Source organism: Streptomyces polyasparticus, assembly GCF_014493765.1.
GTDB lineage: Bacteria > Actinomycetota > Actinomycetes > Streptomycetales > Streptomycetaceae > Streptomyces > Streptomyces polyasparticus.
Genome location: NZ_JACTVJ010000023.1, coordinates 169,647 through 185,875, shown reverse-complemented (window position 1 = coordinate 185,875; position 16,229 = coordinate 169,647). Strand labels below are relative to the sequence as shown.

The window sequence follows — 16,229 nt, the reverse complement described above, 5'->3', positions numbered from 1 at the left end:
TCGAACCCTGCGACTGCGACCGCAGATTCGACAACACGGACGCACCCATGTCGAACTTCATCGGGCCTCCCCCGGCCTGGACGGTATGAACCGCATGACGGACTGCATGCGGAGCCATCTCTATCAATTGATGGCCGAGGCATGCAATCAGCGATCACCGGCCGCTGCAGGCATGACACAACTGTGACAACCGCGCCGTAACACCCCTACAGTCCCGTCCGCAGCGCTGCCCTCGCCGGCAGCTGGGTCGCGAGCAGGCCCAGTGCCAGCGCCGAGGCCGCGAAGGAGCCGTAGACGAGCGGTGGGATGTAGAGGCCCTCGCCGGTGAGGCCCTTCATCATCGGGACCAGGGTCGCCAGGGCGATGGCCGAGCCGATGGCGATGCCGGCGCAGGCGACGAGGAGCGCCTCCCAGCCGATCATGCGCAGGACCTGGCGGCGGGTGGAGCCGATCAGGCGGAGCATTCCGAGTTCGCGGCGGCGGTCGAGGACCGTCATGACGAGGGTGTTGCCGGCGGCGAGTGCGGCGAAGCCGCCGAGCACCGCGGCCATGGTCGTGTTCGCCCAGGCGTTGAGTGCGCGGTCCGTGGACGCGGTGCCGGTGTAGGCCTCGCGGTCGAGGACCTGGCCGCCGAGCGGAGCGAGCGCGTCGGCGCTGCCGCCCTTCGTCCACAGTTCGGTGGCGAAGGCGGAGGTGACATGGGGTGCCAACACGTCCTGGGCGAGGGTGACTTGGGAGAGGCCGAGCCCTCGACCGTACGTGGCGACGACGGTCGGCTTCGCCTTCGTGCCGTCGGGCAGCCGCAGTTCGACCCTGTCGCCGACACCCACCTTCGCGCCGGCGGCGAGCTGGGCGTCGAGTGCGACCTCGCCCTTGCCGAGCCGGAGCGTGCCCTCGCGGACGTCCAGGTCCTGCACCTGGGCCAGCGCCTTCTCCGTACCGGAGATGCCCTGGGCGGAGGCGGACTGGAGATAGCGGTCGGCGCCGGATCCCGCCGGGACGAGCACGGAGGTCCTCAGGACTCCCACCGCGGACGTGACGCCCGGGGTGTCACCCGCCCGCGCCACGGCGTCGGCGGGCAGGCCCGCTTCGGCGCGCACGATGTGGTCGGCGGTGATGCCGGCCTTCTGCTGGCGCCCGGCGGCCCGGTCCTCGCTGGTGTGCAGGAAGACGAGGGTCGAGGCGAAGGCCATCGCGAGCACGATGGGGGTGATCGCGGAGGCCATCCGGCGGGCGTTCGAACGGGAGTTGGCGGCCGCGAGCCGGCCGGACGCACCCGCGCCACGGAGCAGCAGACCGAACAGGGCCGCGCAGGCGCGGGCCACGAACGGGCCGAGCAGGGCGACGGCGAGCATGAAGAGCATGACGACGCCGAGTGCCGCGTTGGCCGCGTCCTCGCCGGTCTCGGTCGCGGCGAGGCGCGCGCAGAAGAAGCCGCCGGCCAGGGCCCCGATGCCGAGGGGGGTACGGATCCAGCCCGGCCGCAGCCGTTCCACGCTCGCCTCGCCGAGCGCCTGGCCCGGCTTGATGCGCGAGGCCCGGCGGGCCGCGGTGTACCCGGCGAGCAGGGAGGTGAGGATGACGGCGCCGACGGCGCCGACCAACGGGATCCAGGAGACGGAGAGTTGGACGGCGTCCGGTACCGCTCCCTTCGCCTGGAGCCGGCCGAACCACCATGCGGCGAGCCCGATGCCGGGCAGGCAGCCGACCGCGCCGGCGAGCGGCGCGAGCATCAGGGCTTCGGTGGCGATGGTGCGGCGGACCTGCCGGGGTGTCGCCCCGATCGCCCGCAGGAGTGCGAACTCGCGGGCGCGCTGGCCGACGGAGAGCGCGACGGTGCCGGCGGCGGTGAACACGGCGACCATCGTGGCGACTCCGCCGAAGGAGCCGCCGATGCCGGTGAGCACTTCCTGGGCGGAGGCGAGCATGCTGTCCTCGGCCGCGCCGCGGTCGCCGCCCGTGTGCACCTTCGCCTTGCCGCCGAGCGCCTGGGCGACCTGTGCCTTCAACTCGCTGTCGGAGACGCCCTTTTCGGGCAGTACGGCGATGGCGTCGACCTTCCCCGGATGGCCGGAGATCCGTACGGCCTCGGAGTCGGCGAACCAGACGGCGTGCTCCTGCGCACGGGTCAGCCCGGAGACCGTGAAGGTGCGCGGGCCGTCGGGGGTCCCGTAGGTGACCTTGTCGCCGACGCGGGCGGCGCCCTCGCTCACCACGGCCTGCCCGGGCCCCGGCGCGGAGCCGGTGTCCAGGCGTTCGCCGGTGAAGGCGGTCGAGCCCCAGTTGTGGGCGGTCACAGCGCCCTCGGCGCTCTGCACGGGGAAGGTCAGATCCGCCACGGCGGTGCGCGCTCCGGGCACCGAACCGGCCTTCGCCACCAGGGAGTTGTCGAGCCTGGCCCGGTCGGGCACAGGGTGCGGGGAGTCGTAGCGGCCGTCGGCGCTGCCGGTGGTGAAGTGCGCCTGCTGGTCGGCGGCGGCGACCACGGGAGCGGCGGCGTAACGCTCGGGCGGCACGGAGGCCCGTACGCCCGTCTCCAGGAGGATGCCGCAGGCCGAGACGATCAGCGCGGCCATCGCGAGCGCGATGAACGTGCCCGCGAACGAGGACGGTTTGAAACGGAGTGCGGCCCGCGAAAGGCCGTTGGTCCCCCGCATCAGGCGGCCGCCCCTTCGTACGCGGGGGCGCCGAGGGTGGCCATGCGGGCGGCAATCCGCTGTGCACCGGCGCGCTCCAGGTGGTCGGTGATGCGGCCGTCGGCGAGGAAGAGGACGCGGTCGGCGTAGGCGGCGGCCACGGGGTCGTGCGTGACCATGACGACGGTGGCGCCGAGGCCGTCCACCGCCGAGCGCAGAAGTCCCAGGACTTCGGCGGCGGTGGTGGTGTCGAGGGCACCGGTCGGCTCGTCCGCGAAGACCACGTCCGGGCGCGTGACCAGCGCGCGGGCGATCGCCACGCGCTGCTGCTGACCGCCGGACAGCTCGCCGGGCCGGCGCCGCGCCTTGTCGGCGAGGCCGACCTGCGCGAGGACCTCGGCGGCGCACCGGCGGTCGGGGCGCTGCCCCGCGAGACGCAGCGGAAGGAGCACGTTCTGCTCGACCGTCAGGGACGGGAGCAGGTTGAACGCCTGGAAGACGAAGCCGAGCCGGGTGCGGCGCAGCTCGGTCAGCTTGTTCTCGCCCATGCCCGTGATCTCCGTGCCGCCGAGGCGGACGCTGCCCTCACTGGGGCGGTCGAGGCCGGCCGCGCACTGCAGGAAGGTGGACTTGCCGGAGCCCGAGGGGCCCATGACCGCGGTGAAGCTGCCGCGCGCCAGAGCGAGATCGATCCCGCGCAGCGCGTACACGGTGCCACGGCCCCTGCCGTAGGTGCGGGTCACACCGCGCAGTTCGACGGCGAGCCCGCCCTCGGGTGCCGCAACCTCGGCTCGGGTCCTGCCTCGTCGCAGCGCCATGGTGGGTTTCGCCTCCGTCGTGTGGGCTTCCTGAACGCTTACGACGGTACGAATCGGACGCCCACCCGAACCATGCGGATGACCTCCGAATCCGGTGGGGGTTTACCCCACCAACAGTTGCCAGGTAAACCTTTTGGTAAGCTAACTATTGACGCGTTCTTGACGCTCCTTTTGCCTTCCCAAGGCCCTTCCCCCATGCCCGTACGACAGGAGGAAAGCCCATCGGACACGCAGACACCCTCATAGCCATGGGCGGCGCCTTTGTCGCCGCCGCGGTCCTCGCCCGGCTCGGCGGCCGGATCGGACTGCCCACCATTCCGCTGTTCATCCTGGCCGGGATCCTGCTCGGCCCGCACACCCCCGGGATCGTGCTCGTCGCCGATCCCCATGACCTCGAGATGCTCTCGGCGCTCGGCCTCGTGCTGCTGCTCTTCTATCTCGGGCTCGAATTCCACATGGACGACCTCAAGGCGGGCGGCCGCAGGATGGCCCTCGCCGGCGGGAGCTATCTCGCGCTGAACGTCGGCGCCGGCCTGGGTTTCGGATTCGCCCTGGGCTGGGGCACCTCCGAGGCGCTGGTCCTCGCCGGAGTGCTCGGCATCTCGTCCTCCGCGATCGTCACGAAGGTCCTGGTGGACACCGGCAGGCTCGGCAACCCCGAGACCAAGCCGATCCTCGGGATCATCGTGGTCGAGGACGTCTTCCTCGCCCTGTATCTGGCCGCGCTGCAGCCGATCCTGTCCGGCGCGGACTCGCTCGCCGCCGCCGTCATGGACGGCGGCAAGGCCTTCGGATTCCTGATCCTGCTCGCGCTCGCCGCGCGCTTCGGCACCCGGATCGTCGGCAAGCTCTTCGCCACCCGTGACGACGAGCTGCTCGTGATCTCCTTCCTCGGCGCGGCGGTGTTCATGGCCGGGGTCTCGGAGTGGTTCGGGGTCGCGGACGCGATCGGTGCGTTCATGGTCGGTCTGATGCTCGGCAGCACCACGTCCGGCGAACGGATCCGCAAGCTGGTGCACCCGCTGCGGGACGCGTTCGGCGCGATCTTCTTCTTCGCGTTCGGACTCTCCATCGACCCCGGTGACCTGCCGGTGGTCATCTGGCCGGTGCTCGCCGCCGTCGCCGTCACGCTCGTGATGAACGTGCTCGCGGGGATGGCCGCCGCCAAGGTCTACGGATTCGGGGCGGGGCCCGCCGCCAACATCTCCACCACGCTGCTCGCCCGCGGCGAGTTCGCGCTGATCCTCGCCACCATGGCGGCCGGCGCAGGACTCGACGACCGGCTCTCGCCGTTCATCGCGGGATACGTCCTGCTGCTCGCCGTCCTCGGACCGCTGGCCGCCGGACAGGCGCACTGGCTGGCGCGCGTACTGCCGAACAAGCAGGCGGCGGTGGAGCTCACGCCTCCCGGCAGAGCAGAAGCAGTGCCCGGTCGTCGTTGACGTCCTTGGCCACCGCCTCGATCAGATGCCAGGCAGCACCGTGGAAGCCGCCCGCGACATAGCGGTCGGCTTCCCCGGTGAGGCGGTCGATGCCCTCGGTGAGATCGCGGTCGGAGGTCTCCACCAGACCGTCCGTGAACAGCATCAGGACGTCGCCGGGCCGCAACGACCCCTTCACCGGGTCGAATTGCGCACCGTCGTACACCCCGAGCAGGGGCCCTTCGGCGCTCATCTCCTCCCAGCGGCCGGTGCCCGCGTGCAGCTGCACGGCCGGCGGGTGGCCCGCGGAGAGCAGTTCGTAGTCGCCGGATTCGAGGTCGAGCGCGAGATGGATGGAGGTCGCGAAGCCCTCGTCCCAGTCCTGGCGGAGCAGATAGCCGTTGGCCGCGGGCAGGAACTCGTGCGGGGGCAGCGAGCCGAGCAGACCGCCGAACGCGCCGGACAGGAGCAGAGCGCGCGATGCCGCGTCCATGCCCTTGCCGGAGACGTCGGTGAGGACGACTTCAAGGGTGCGGCCGCCGTTGGTACGGGCCGCGCAGACGAAGTCGCCGGAGAAGGACTGGCCGCCGGCCGGGCGCAGGGCCATCTCGCGGTGCCAGCCGCCCGGCAGGGTCGGCAACTTGCTCTGCACGCGGATGCGTTCGCGCAGGTCGAACAGCATGGTGCCGCCGCGCCGCCAGGGCACGCCCACGCGGCTGCGGAACTGGGCGATGAGCAGCCCGAAGAATCCACAGGCCGCGACCACGAGCACTATGCCGGGCGTGACGGTGGCCGGGCCCTCCTCGTACGGCCCGAGCGTGAACGACTCGACGATCAGCGCCGCCGCGGCGGCCGCGTACAGACCGAGCAGACTGGCGGGCCGAAGGAGCAGTCCGCCGGCCACGATCGGCAGGCAGAGCAGGGCCGGTGAGAACCAGACGGGTATCGCGAGTGTGCCCGCCGTGATCGCGGGGATCATCAGGAGGAGACCCGCGAGGGCGATCCAGTCGGATCCGTCACCGCGGAAGTAGTCGACCCCGGATTTACGCAGCCCGACGCGGGCCCGGTGCCATCGTTTGCGCATCCGGGCCGGGAACGTCTCCGCTTCCGCGCGTTCCGCGCGGTCGCGCTGTGCACCGGTCATTGTTCGTGGACCCTATCCACCCCGGGCGGCCGCGTGCACGGGAGGTCCGGCTTGTCCCCCGCACGAGCGTGGCCGGTCACACCGCCTGTGACACGGGGAACACAGCTTGTGGCGAGTACGCCCCGGCCGCCGTGAAAATCCCTCGCCCAGTGTCCAGGGTGCCTGGTAGGCAGGGCGTATGACACTTGACATCCGCACCCTGGAGCCGGGCGACTGGGACCGCTGGTTCAGCGCGCTGGAGCTGGCCTTCGGCGGGGTCCGTGAGGCCCCGCAGGAGCGGGAGTTCGACCAGTCCGTGACCGAGACCGAACGCTCCATCGGGGTGTGGGACGGCGACCGGGTCGTCGGTACGGCGGGGGCCTTCTCCTTCCGTCTGGCCGTCCCGGGCGGCGCCCTCGTGCCCGCGGCCGGCGTCACGATGGTGAGCGTCGCGCCCACGCACCGCAGGCGCGGCATCCTCACGTCGATGATGCGCCGCCAGCTCGACGACGTCCGCGCACTCGGCGAACCTCTCGCCGTCCTCACGGCCTCCGAGCCGGAGATCTACGGCCGGTTCGGGTACGGCATCGCGACCCTGCAGCTCGGTGCGGAGATCGACAGCACACGGGTACGGCTCGCGGCTCCCGCCGGTACGGATGACGTACGGCTGCACCTTGTTGACGGCAAGGAGACGCTGGAGCGCTGCGAGGAGCTGTACGCGCGGCTCGTACCGCAGCGGCCCGGGATGCTCGCCCGTCTGGAGACCTGGAAGCCCGGCTTCCTCGTCGATCCGCCGGAGGACCGCGAGGGCGCCTCGCCGCTGCAGTGTCTTCTCGCCGAGCGGGACGGCGAGTTGGTGGGGTACGCCCGGTTCCGCACCAAGCCGGACTGGGACTCCGCCGGACCGCGCGGCACGGTGAAGGTGCAGCACATGGACGCCGTGGACGCCGCCGCGCAGACGGCGATGCTCCGGCACTTCCTGTCCATGGACCTGATGGCCAAGGTCGAGCTCCGCAACCGTCCCGTCGACGACGCCTGGCAGCATCTGGTCTCCGACATCCGCCGCTGCGATCTGCGGCTGCGGGACTCGCTGCACCTACGGCCCGTCGAGGTCGGCGCCGCGCTCGAAGCCCGTACGTATCGCACGCCCGTGGATGTCGTCTTCGAGGTCTCCGACCCGTTCTGCCCCTGGAACGAGGGGCGTTGGCGGCTGACGGGCGACTCGCTCGGCGCCTCGTGCAAGCGCACGGAGGACGCGGCGGACCTCTCCTTGTCCGTACGGGAGCTGGGCGCGGCCTACCTCGGCGGGTTCACGCTCACGGCGCTGGCCGCGGCGGGGCGGGTGCGGGAGCTGCGGGCGGGTGCGCTGGCCTCGGCCTCGCTCGCGTTCGGCAGCGATGTGGCGCCTTGGCTGCCGCACGGGTTCTGAGCAGCCTTCGTTCTTCCCGTCCCGGCCCCGGCATCCGAACTTCGTTCGGATCTCCTCAAGCGCCGGAGGGGCTGAAAGATCTGCTCAAGCGCCGCAGGTGCTGGATTGACACCCCGGGCACCAGAACAGATTGCGGGCGGCGAGATCGGCGGTGCGGATCTCGCCGCCACAGATGTGGCAGGGCATGTTCGCCCTGCGGTAGACGTAGACCTCACCGCCGTGGTCGTCCACGCGCGGCGGGCGGCCCATCGCCTCGGGGGTGTGCTCGGGGCGCACGGTGTCGATGCGGTTGTGGCGTACGCCTTCGCGCATCAGCTCCGCCAAGTCCGCCCAGATCGCGTCCCATTCGCGGCGCGTGAGGTCCTTGCCCGGGCGGTAGGGGTCGATGGCGCCCCGGAAGAGGACCTCGGCGCGGTAGACGTTGCCGACGCCCGCGATGACCTTCTGGTCCATGAGCAGCGCGGCGATCGTCGTACGGGAGCGGTTGATCCGCGCCCACGCCTTGCCGGGGTCGTCGTCCTCGCGCAGCGGATCGGGGCCGAGGCGGTCGTGTATGGCGGCCTTCTCGCCGTCCGTGATCAGTGCGCAGGTGGTCGGGCCGCGCAGATCGGCGTACGCCTTGGGGTGCTGCAGGCGGAGCCGGACCGTGTCCGTGGGCGGCGGTGCTTGGCCCGCGCCGAAGTTCAGCTTGCCGAAGAGGCCGAGGTGGATGTGGATCCAGCCGAGCTTGCCGAAGCCGAGGAAGAGGTGCTTTCCGTGGGCTTCGGCTGCGGTGAGCTGCCTGCCGTCCAGAAGGGCCGCGCTGTCGGAGAACTTGCCTTGCGGGCTGGTGACCCGGACCTTCCTGCGCAGGAAGCGCTCGCGGTGGTCCTGCGCCAGGCGGTGGATCGTGTGCCCCTCAGGCACGGCCGTTCTCCTTCGTGTACGGACATGGGTGGGCGGGCCGGCGCACGCCGGCCCGCCCGGTGAAGCGGGTGATCAGCCCTGCGGGTGGTGCGCCGGGATCGGCGGGAGCTCGCGGGTGCGCTCGTACTCCGAGAGCATCTCGATGCGGCGGGTGTGGCGCTCCTCACCCGAGTACGGGGTGCTGAGGAAGATCTCGACGAACTTCGTCGACTCCTCCAGGGAGTGCATCCGGCCGCCGATGGAGACGACGTTGGCGTTGTTGTGCTCGCGGCCGAGGGCGGCGGTCTGCTCGCTCCAGGCGAGGGCGCAGCGCACGCCCTGCACCTTGTTGGCGGCGATCTGCTCACCGTTGCCGGAGCCGCCGATCACGATGCCCAGGGAGTCCGGGTCCGCGGCCGTCTTCTCGGCGGCACGCAGGCAGAACGGCGGATAGTCGTCCTGGGCGTCGTAGATGTGCGGACCGCAGTCCACGGGCTCGTGGCCGTGGGCCTTGAGCCACTCGACGAGGTGGTTCTTGAGTTCGTAGCCGGCATGGTCGGAGCCGAGGTACACGCGCATGGGTCCGAGTGTGGCATGTCGCGTGCCGGGTAGCAGCGCCCGGGTCGGGACCTTCGCCCTAATGCAACGATCCGGAATCAGGCCTTCCGACGCTTCCCGCGGACCGGTTAAATGCCAGGGCTCGCAACCCGAGAACTTAAGGATTGGTCCATGACCTCGCAACCGTCCCTTGCGAAGGAAGGCGCCACGCAGCCCCACAAGGGCGAAGGCACCCCCTCTGCAGACGGCTCCCACGGCTCCAACGGCCTCAAGGCAGGCCTGAAGAACCGCCATCTCTCGATGATCGCGATCGGCGGTGTGATCGGCGCCGGTCTCTTCGTCGGCTCCGGCAACGGCATCGCCGAGGCCGGCCCCGCCATCCTCATCTCGTACGCCCTTGTCGGCGTGCTCGTCGTCTTCGTGATGCGGATGCTGGGCGAGATGGCCGCCGCGAACCCCACCTCGGGTTCGTTCTCCGAGTACGCGGACCGCGCGCTCGGCCGCTGGGCGGGCTTCACCATCGGCTGGCTGTACTGGTTCTTCTGGGTCGTGGTCCTGGCCGTCGAGGCGACGGCGGGCGCGATCATCCTCGAGGGCTGGATCCCGGCGATCCCGCAGTGGGGCTGGGCGCTGATCGTCATGGTCGTGCTCACCGCGACGAACCTCGTCTCGGTCGGTTCCTACGGTGAGTTCGAGTTCTGGTTCGCCGGCATCAAGGTCGTGGCGATCGCCGCGTTCGTGGTCATCGGCTTCCTCGCCGTCTTCGGCTTCCTGCCCGGCTCGGACAACCCCGGCGCGGGCTTCGCGCACCTCACCGACAGCGGCGGCTTCTTCCCGCACGGCGCGGGCGCGATCCTCACCGGTGTCCTGATGGTGGTCTTCTCCTTCATGGGCTCGGAGATCGTCACGCTGGCCGCAGGCGAGTCCGAGGACCCGCAGCGTGCCGTCACCAAGGCCACCAACTCGGTGATCTGGCGTATCGCCGTCTTCTACCTGGGCTCCATCTTCGTCGTCCTGACGCTGCTGCCCTGGAACGACAAGGCGATCGTCGAGAAGGGCTCCTACGTCGCGGCCCTCGACTCCATCGGCATCCCGCACGCCGGCCAGATCATGAACGTGATCGTGCTCACGGCCGTGCTCTCCTGCCTCAACTCGGGCCTGTACACGGCCTCCCGTATGGCCTTCTCGCTCGGCGAGCGCGGCGATGCGCCCAAGGCCTTCGCGAAGGTCAGGAGCAACGGCGTCCCGCAGGCCGCGATCCTCGGCTCGGTCGTCTTCGGCTTCGCCGCGGTGGCGTTCAACTACTGGTGGCCGGAGACGGTCTTCAAGTTCCTGCTGAACTCGTCGGGCGCCGTGGCCCTCTTCGTGTGGCTGGTCATCGCCATCACCCAGCTCAAGATGCGCGGCATCATCCTGCGCGAGGCGCCCGAGAAGCTGGTCGTGAAGATGTGGCTGTTCCCGTTCCTGACGTGGCTGACCATCGGCGGGATCGTCTTCATCTGCGGCTACATGGTGGTCGACGACGCCGGCCGTGAGCAGATGCTGCCCTCGATGGGTGTGGCCGCACTCGTCCTGGTCATCGCGGTGGCCCGCGACCGGATGCGCGCCGCCAAGCGCTGAGGTCCCATGCGGTACGACGCCCTCTCCGTGCAGGTCACGGGGAGGGCGTCGACGTGTCCGTGGCGGGCGGCCGCGAGGTGCCGGCCACGGTGGGGGCCGGAGTGGTGGGGCCGCCGCCGGGATCGTCGTCGCCGCGGGTGGTGAGGAACATGACGGCGGCCACGGCGGCGGCGACGAGCAGCACGAGCCCGGTGAGCAACCGCGCCCGCCAGTCCTTCGGCCCGGCCTCCGGCTCGGGCTCCGGCTCGGGCTCCGGCTCGGGCTCCGGCTCCTCCCGTACGGGGTGGGCGACTGGCTCTCGTACGGGAGGGGCGACCGGTTCCTGTACGGGGTGGGCGTCCGGCTCCCGTGCGGGCAGGGGCGGCGGCTCCGGCAGGGCGCGGACCACCGACAGGTGGGCGGCGACCTCGTCCACGTCGGGCCGCAGGTCCGGGTCCTTGGCCAGGAGCGCGGCGAGGAGGCTGCGCAACTCGCCGGGCACCGGCGGGAGTTCGGGCTCCTCGTAGGCGACGGCGTGCAGCGTGGCCAGGGTGGTGGCGCGGACGAAGGGCGGCCTGCCGCCGAGCGCCGCACACAGCGTGGCGCCGAGGGACCAGAGATCGGAGTGCGGCCCCTGCGCACGGCCGAGCACGCGCTCGGGCGGCAGATACTCGGGCGAGCCCACGATCATCCCGGCCCGGGTGAGGCCCTCGGCGTCCTGCAGCGCGGCGATGCCGAAGTCGGTGAGCACGACGCGTCCGCCGCCGGGTTCCAGAAGGACGTTGCCGGGCTTGACGTCCCGGTGCAGCACGCCCGCGGCATGCACCACACGCAGCGCCTCGGCGAGGGCGAGCCCGATCCGCGCGGTCTCCCGCACCCCCAACGGGCCGTCCTCGTCGAGCACTTGCTCCAGCGAGCGCGCCCGTACGAGCTCCATCACGATCCAGAGCCGCGCGTCCTCCTCGACCACGTCGTAGACCCGTACGACATGGGGATGGTCGATCCGCGCGCTGGCTCGCGCCTCGCGAAGGACCCGCGCACGGCGGATGGCGGGGTCCTCGTCGCCGGGCCCTGCGAGATACATCTCCTTGACGGCCACGGGCCGGTCGAGCATCTCGTCATGGGCCCGCCAGACCCGTCCCATCCCGCCACGTCCGACGGACTCGGCGAGCCGGTAGCGGCCGGCGATCAGGGCTCCCCGTATCCGCTCTGGCATGTCCGTCGCACCCCCGTGTGCCGAGTTGAACGTGCCGTTCCTCCAGCTTAGTTAGGGGCGAACCGGTGCCAACTCCCCTGGCGGCACCGGCAATTGCGAAGACTTCTTCGCAAAGCACTCTTCGCAAAGAAGTCTTCGGGGTCTATGGTCCGGGGGCATGAAGGAAACCGTCGTCCTCGACGCCAAGGGCCTGCGCGCCCTCGCCCACCCCGTGCGCGTACAGGCCCTCGGCCTGCTGCGCAGGCACGGCCCTTCGACGGCGACCGCGATCGCCGAACGGCTCGGCGTGAACTCGGGCACCGCCAGCTATCACCTGCGCCGGCTCGCGGCGGCGGGCTTCGTCGAGGAGGACACTGGGCGCGGCAACGCGCGGGAGCGGTGGTGGCGTGCGGTGCACCGCGTGACGACGCTCGACACCAGTGCGCTCTCGGAGCAGGAGCCCGAGGCGACGCTCGCCTATCTGCACTCGGTGGCCGCCTCGTACGCGCAGCGCACCCAGCGCACCCTCGACTCGCTGCAGACGCTGCCGGCCGCCTGGCAGGAGACCTTCGACCTCTCCAACTGGCCGCTGCGGCTGACACCCGAGGAGGCCGGCGAGCTGCGCACGGAGCTGCATGCCGTGATCGCCCGCTACCGCAAGGACTCGGCGGAGACCGCCGCCCGGGCACCCGCGGGCGCCGAACGCATCACGCTGATCACGCAGTTGCTGCCGGAGCCGGGGGACGGTCCGGGGCGCGAGGACGAGCCGCAGCCCGAGGACGGACCGGAACCCGAGGACGGACCGGAACCCGAGGATGGACCGGAGCCCGAGGATGGACCGGAGCCCCAGGACAGGCCGGGAGCCCCTTCATGAGCGCGGGCGCGGGAGACATATCCGACGGACGCACCCTGCGGCCCCTGGCCGGCATCCTCGGCGCCCTCGCGGTCTCCCTGACCGGCACCCGTGTCTCCGCCATCGCGCTGCCGTGGTTCGTGCTCATGACCACGGGCAGCGCCACGCAGACCGGGCTCGTGGCCTTCTGCGAAATGACCCCCTACGTGGTGGCCAAGGCGCTCGCCGGTCCTCTCGTGGACAGGACGGGACCGCGGGTGGTGTCGTGGGCGACCGATCTGGTCAGTTCCGCCGCCGCGGTGGCCGTACCCGTGTGCCACGGGCTCGGACTGCTCTCGCTCCCGCTGCTGCTCGCCCTCGTGGCGGTGATCGGTACGGCACGCGGACCGGGCGATCTGGCGAAGCGTGTGATGGTCCCGGACGCGGCCGAGCGCGGCGGCGTCCCGCTCGAACGGGCCATGGGGCTCAGCGGGGTGATCGACCGGCTCGCGTCCACGGTGGGTCCGGCGGCGGGCGGCGCGCTGATCATGCTGGTCGGCCCGCTCACCGGACTGTTCGTCAACGCGGCCTGCTTCGCGCTCGGTTCCCTGCTCGTCGCGGTGGCGCTGCCCCGCGGCATGGGACGGCCGGCACCGGCGCAGGACGGCCCGGGCGACGAGGGTTCCTACCGGCAGCGGTTCGCCGCGGGCTTCGCCTTCCTGCGGGGCGACCGGCTGCTGCTCTCGCTGGTCGTGATGGTCACGATCACCAATCTGCTCGACGCCGCGTTCAACGCGGTGCTCGTGCCGGTGTGGGCCAAGGAGTCCGGTCACGGACCCGCCGCGATCGGCCTGCTCGCGGGCGCGGGCAGCGCGGCGGCGGTGGCCGGCAGCCTGCTCGCCACCGTGCTGGCGCACCGGCTCCCCCGCCGCGCCGTGCTGCTCGGCGGCTTCCTGGTGCTCGGCGCCCCGCGGTTCGTGGCCCTCGCGTCCGGGGCGTCCCTCGGCACGCTGGTCGCGGTGTTCGTCGTCGCCGGGTTCGGGGCGGGTTTCCTCAACCCGATCCTGGGCGCGGTGTCCGTGGAGCGCGTGCCCCGGCCGCTGCTCGGCCGGGTCCAGGCCCTTGCCGACTCCCTCGCCTGGTCGGGCATCCCGCTCGGCGGACTGCTCGCGGGCTCCGCCGTCGCGCTCGCCGGTCTGACGCCCGTCCTCCTGGTCTGCGGCGCCGTCTACTTCCTCACGACGAACCTGACCGGACTGCGGCCGGAGTGGGCCGAGATGGACCGCGCTCGGGCGCACGAGGAACGGGCCGGCAGCAGCCGGCCCGTTCCCCATCCGTGAGACCTGCAGGCCGAGCGAAATCCCGGCCGCGGCCTCAGCTCTTGCGGCCGACCAGCTTCCACGCGGCCGGCAGCGCGCCCATGGCCAGCGCGGCCTTCAGACCGTCGCCGATCAGGAAGGGCACCACGCCCGCGGCCCAGGCCGCGGAGAGCGACATGCCCGTGGACACCATCAGCCACGGCACGCCCACCGCGTAGATCACCGCGGACCCGAGCACCATCGTCCCGGCCGTACGCAGCACGGAGCGGTCGCCGCCGCGGCGGGCAAGCGCACCCACCATGCCGGCGGCGATCAGCATGCCGACGATGTAGCCGAAGGAGGCGCCGCCCCAGCCGGACGTGCCGTTCTGGAAGATCGGGGCGCCGAGGCTGCCGACCAGCGCGTACAGGCCGAAGGAGAGCAGACCGCGGCGGGCGCCGAGCGAGGTGCCGACCAGGAGGGCGGCGAAGGTCTGGCCGGTGACCGGGACCGGGGAGCCGGGGACCGGCACCGACAGCTGCGCGGAGAGCGCAGTGAGCGCGGCGCCGCCGACGACCAGCGCGATGTCACGGACACGCGAGGCGGGCAGAAGGTCGGCGAGGACCTCACCGGGGCGGGTCGCGACAGCTGCGGTGCTCATACGGACTCCAGGGAAGCGGGCGGGACGCCGCGGCAGGGACAGGCGCGGGACCCCGGAAAAGTTCGGCTCGGGACACGGCGACGCTATCCCAGCGGTCAACGCTCGTTCACCATCAGCCGTCGACAAAGCGGCACTTGGCGCCTTCGTATGCTCCGGACAAAAACAAGCCCCGGAGCCGGAAGTGGGTGACCTCCGTCACTAGGGCCTACGTCCAAGGCTGTCCGTTTTGCGCAAATCACAGCTCGCGGGCGAGACTGTAGGGTCCCACCAATCCCCTCCGAGAGCCGACGATGCACGACACCTCGCTGACCGACGGGCCCGAACCCCTCGGCCACGGCCTGAAACAGCGCCACCTCACGATGCTCGGCCTCGGCGGAGTCATCGGCGCCGGACTCTTCGTCGGCTCGGGCGCGGGCATCGCGGTCGCCGGGCCCGGCATCATCGTGTCGTATCTGATCGCGGGCGTGCTCGCGATGCTGGTGATGCGGATGCTCGGCGAGATGTCGGCGGCCGTGCCGGCCTCGGGTTCGTTCTCCGTGCACGCCGAGAAGGCGATCGGCCGCTGGGCCGGGTTCAGCGCCGGCTGGCTCTACTGGTTCCTGCTCGTCGTGGTGCTCGCCGTCGAGGCCACCGCCGCCGCGCAGATCGCCCACGGCTGGGCGCCCGCCGTACCGCAGTGGGCCTGGGTGCTGATCTTCATGTCGGTGTTCACCGTGGCGAACCTCGTCGCGGTGCGGAACTTCGGCGAGTTCGAGTTCTGGTTCGCCGCGCTCAAGGTGTGCGCGATCGTCGCCTTCCTGGTGCTCGGCACCCTCGCGATCTTCGGCCTCCTGCCCGACACCGACCCGGTCGGCTTCACCAACCTCACCGGCCAGGGCGGCTTCCTGCCGCACGGCTGGGAGGGCGTGATCTCCGGAGTGCTCGCGGTGATCTTCGCGTTCGGCGGCCTCGAGGTCGTCACCATCGCGGCCGCCGAGTCCGAGGACCCGGCCCGCTCGGTCTCGCGCGCGGTGCGCAGCGCGGTGTGGCGGATCCTCTTCTTCTACGTGGGGTCGATGCTGGTCATCGTCACGGTGCTGCCGTGGACGATGCAGAGCGGCACGGTCAGCCCGTATGTCACCGTGCTCGACTCGATCGGCATCCCCTCGGCCGGCACGATCATGAACATCGTGGTCTTCGTGGCCCTGCTCTCCGCGCTCAACGCCAACGCGTACGGCTCCTCGCGGATGCTCTTCTCCCTTGCCGAACGACGCGAGGCGCCCCGCGCGCTGCTCAAGGTGGGCGGCAGCGGAGTGCCGCGGCGCGCGGTGCTCGCCTCGGTGACCTTCGGCTTCGTGTCCGTCCTGCTGAATCTGAAGTGGCCGGACTCCGTCTTCCACTACATGCTCAACGCGGTCGGCTCGGTCCTGATCTTCGTCTGGGCCCTGATCGCGGTGGCCCAGCTGCGGCTGCGCCGCCGCATCGAGCGCGAGGCGCCTCAGAAGCTGGTCCTCAAGATGTGGGCGTTCCCGTATCTGACCTGGTGCGCGCTCGCGGGCATGGCGGCCATCGTGGGCCTGATGCTCACCGACGACACGGCCCGTCCGCAGCTGCTGTGGTCGGGCGCCGCGACGGTGCTCGTCATCGCGGTCGCGCTCGTACGGGACTTCGCATTCGACAAGCGGAAGTAACCAGTCCTGTACCGCGCGTGAGCAAGGCGTCCGGATTCCGGTCACCCCTGCCGGGCCAGCGGACGGTGCCCTCAGACTGATCCCTCGCTTATGCGAGCCATCTG

Annotated in this window: 14 protein-coding genes; 7 read left to right on the top strand and 7 right to left on the bottom strand. The window is 71.3% G+C overall.

Annotated elements, in window-relative coordinates:
- Positions 1-187 (top strand): hypothetical protein (locus H9Y04_RS46275; RefSeq protein ID WP_214661991.1); only part of this gene is annotated, 187 nt, incomplete at its 5' end.
- 19 nt (positions 188-206) lie between these two features.
- On the opposite strand, the gene H9Y04_RS36915 is transcribed toward H9Y04_RS46275, so the two are convergent.
- Both H9Y04_RS36915 and H9Y04_RS36910 read right to left on the bottom strand, forming a co-directional pair.
- Positions 207-2,657, bottom strand: a complete 2,451-nt coding sequence (locus H9Y04_RS36915; protein WP_187818555.1) for an FtsX-like permease family protein — start codon at positions 2,655-2,657, stop codon at positions 207-209.
- Positions 2,657-3,454: an ABC transporter ATP-binding protein gene (locus H9Y04_RS36910; RefSeq protein WP_187818554.1), complete on the bottom strand. Its 798-nt coding sequence runs from the start codon at positions 3,452-3,454 to the stop codon at positions 2,657-2,659. The genes H9Y04_RS36915 and H9Y04_RS36910 overlap by 1 nt, the downstream gene beginning before the upstream one ends.
- Before the next feature lie 248 nt (positions 3,455-3,702).
- On the opposite strand from H9Y04_RS36910, the gene H9Y04_RS36905 reads away from it, so the two are divergent.
- On the top strand, positions 3,703-4,896 hold the full coding sequence (locus H9Y04_RS36905; protein ID WP_187818553.1) for a cation:proton antiporter: 1,194 nt from the start codon (positions 3,703-3,705) through the stop codon (positions 4,894-4,896).
- Here H9Y04_RS36905 and H9Y04_RS36900 read toward each other — a convergent pair.
- Complete coding sequence (locus H9Y04_RS36900) at positions 4,853-6,019, bottom strand: PP2C family protein-serine/threonine phosphatase (RefSeq protein ID WP_187818552.1); 1,167 nt, start codon at positions 6,017-6,019, stop codon at positions 4,853-4,855. The genes H9Y04_RS36905 and H9Y04_RS36900 overlap by 44 nt on opposite strands.
- Positions 6,020-6,197: 178 nt before the next feature.
- Here H9Y04_RS36900 and H9Y04_RS36895 point away from each other — a divergent pair, with 178 nt between their 5' ends.
- Positions 6,198-7,427: a GNAT family N-acetyltransferase gene (locus tag H9Y04_RS36895; protein ID WP_187818551.1), complete on the top strand. Its 1,230-nt coding sequence runs from the start codon at positions 6,198-6,200 to the stop codon at positions 7,425-7,427.
- An 84-nt stretch (positions 7,428-7,511) separates the two neighbouring features.
- On the opposite strand, the gene H9Y04_RS36890 is transcribed toward H9Y04_RS36895, so the two are convergent.
- Both H9Y04_RS36890 and H9Y04_RS36885 read right to left on the bottom strand, forming a co-directional pair.
- Positions 7,512-8,333: an Fpg/Nei family DNA glycosylase gene (locus H9Y04_RS36890; RefSeq protein WP_187818550.1), complete on the bottom strand. Its 822-nt coding sequence runs from the start codon at positions 8,331-8,333 to the stop codon at positions 7,512-7,514.
- Positions 8,334-8,405: 72 nt separating this feature from the next.
- Positions 8,406-8,891 (bottom strand): ribose-5-phosphate isomerase, encoded by a 486-nt coding sequence (locus tag H9Y04_RS36885; protein WP_187818549.1) that lies wholly within the window; start codon positions 8,889-8,891, stop codon positions 8,406-8,408.
- 150 nt (positions 8,892-9,041) lie between these two features.
- Here H9Y04_RS36885 and H9Y04_RS36880 point away from each other — a divergent pair, with 150 nt between their 5' ends.
- Positions 9,042-10,490 (top strand): amino acid permease, encoded by a 1,449-nt coding sequence (locus H9Y04_RS36880; RefSeq protein WP_187818548.1) that lies wholly within the window; start codon positions 9,042-9,044, stop codon positions 10,488-10,490.
- Between the two features lie 34 nt (positions 10,491-10,524).
- Here H9Y04_RS36880 and H9Y04_RS47125 read toward each other — a convergent pair whose 3' ends face one another.
- Complete coding sequence (locus tag H9Y04_RS47125) at positions 10,525-11,685, bottom strand: serine/threonine-protein kinase (RefSeq protein WP_187818547.1); 1,161 nt, start codon at positions 11,683-11,685, stop codon at positions 10,525-10,527.
- Positions 11,686-11,842: 157 nt separating this feature from the next.
- Here H9Y04_RS47125 and H9Y04_RS36870 point away from each other — a divergent pair, with 157 nt between their 5' ends.
- Both H9Y04_RS36870 and H9Y04_RS36865 read left to right on the top strand, forming a co-directional pair.
- Positions 11,843-12,538, top strand: coding sequence for an ArsR/SmtB family transcription factor (locus H9Y04_RS36870; RefSeq protein WP_187818546.1), 696 nt, complete (start codon positions 11,843-11,845; stop codon positions 12,536-12,538).
- The gene (locus H9Y04_RS36865) at positions 12,535-13,836 is read left to right on the top strand and encodes an MFS transporter (protein ID WP_187818545.1); all 1,302 of its coding nucleotides are present in this window, start codon (positions 12,535-12,537) and stop codon (positions 13,834-13,836) included. The genes H9Y04_RS36870 and H9Y04_RS36865 overlap by 4 nt, the downstream gene beginning before the upstream one ends.
- A gap of 34 nt (positions 13,837-13,870) precedes the next feature.
- On the opposite strand, the gene H9Y04_RS36860 is transcribed toward H9Y04_RS36865, so the two are convergent.
- On the bottom strand, positions 13,871-14,455 hold the full coding sequence (locus H9Y04_RS36860) for a biotin transporter BioY (RefSeq protein WP_187818544.1): 585 nt from the start codon (positions 14,453-14,455) through the stop codon (positions 13,871-13,873).
- Between the two features lie 290 nt (positions 14,456-14,745).
- Between H9Y04_RS36860 and H9Y04_RS36855 the strand changes: the two genes are divergently transcribed.
- Entirely contained in the window at positions 14,746-16,125 is a 1,380-nt protein-coding gene (locus tag H9Y04_RS36855; RefSeq protein ID WP_187818543.1) for an amino acid permease, read from the top strand.
- Positions 16,126-16,229 lie beyond the last annotated feature (104 nt).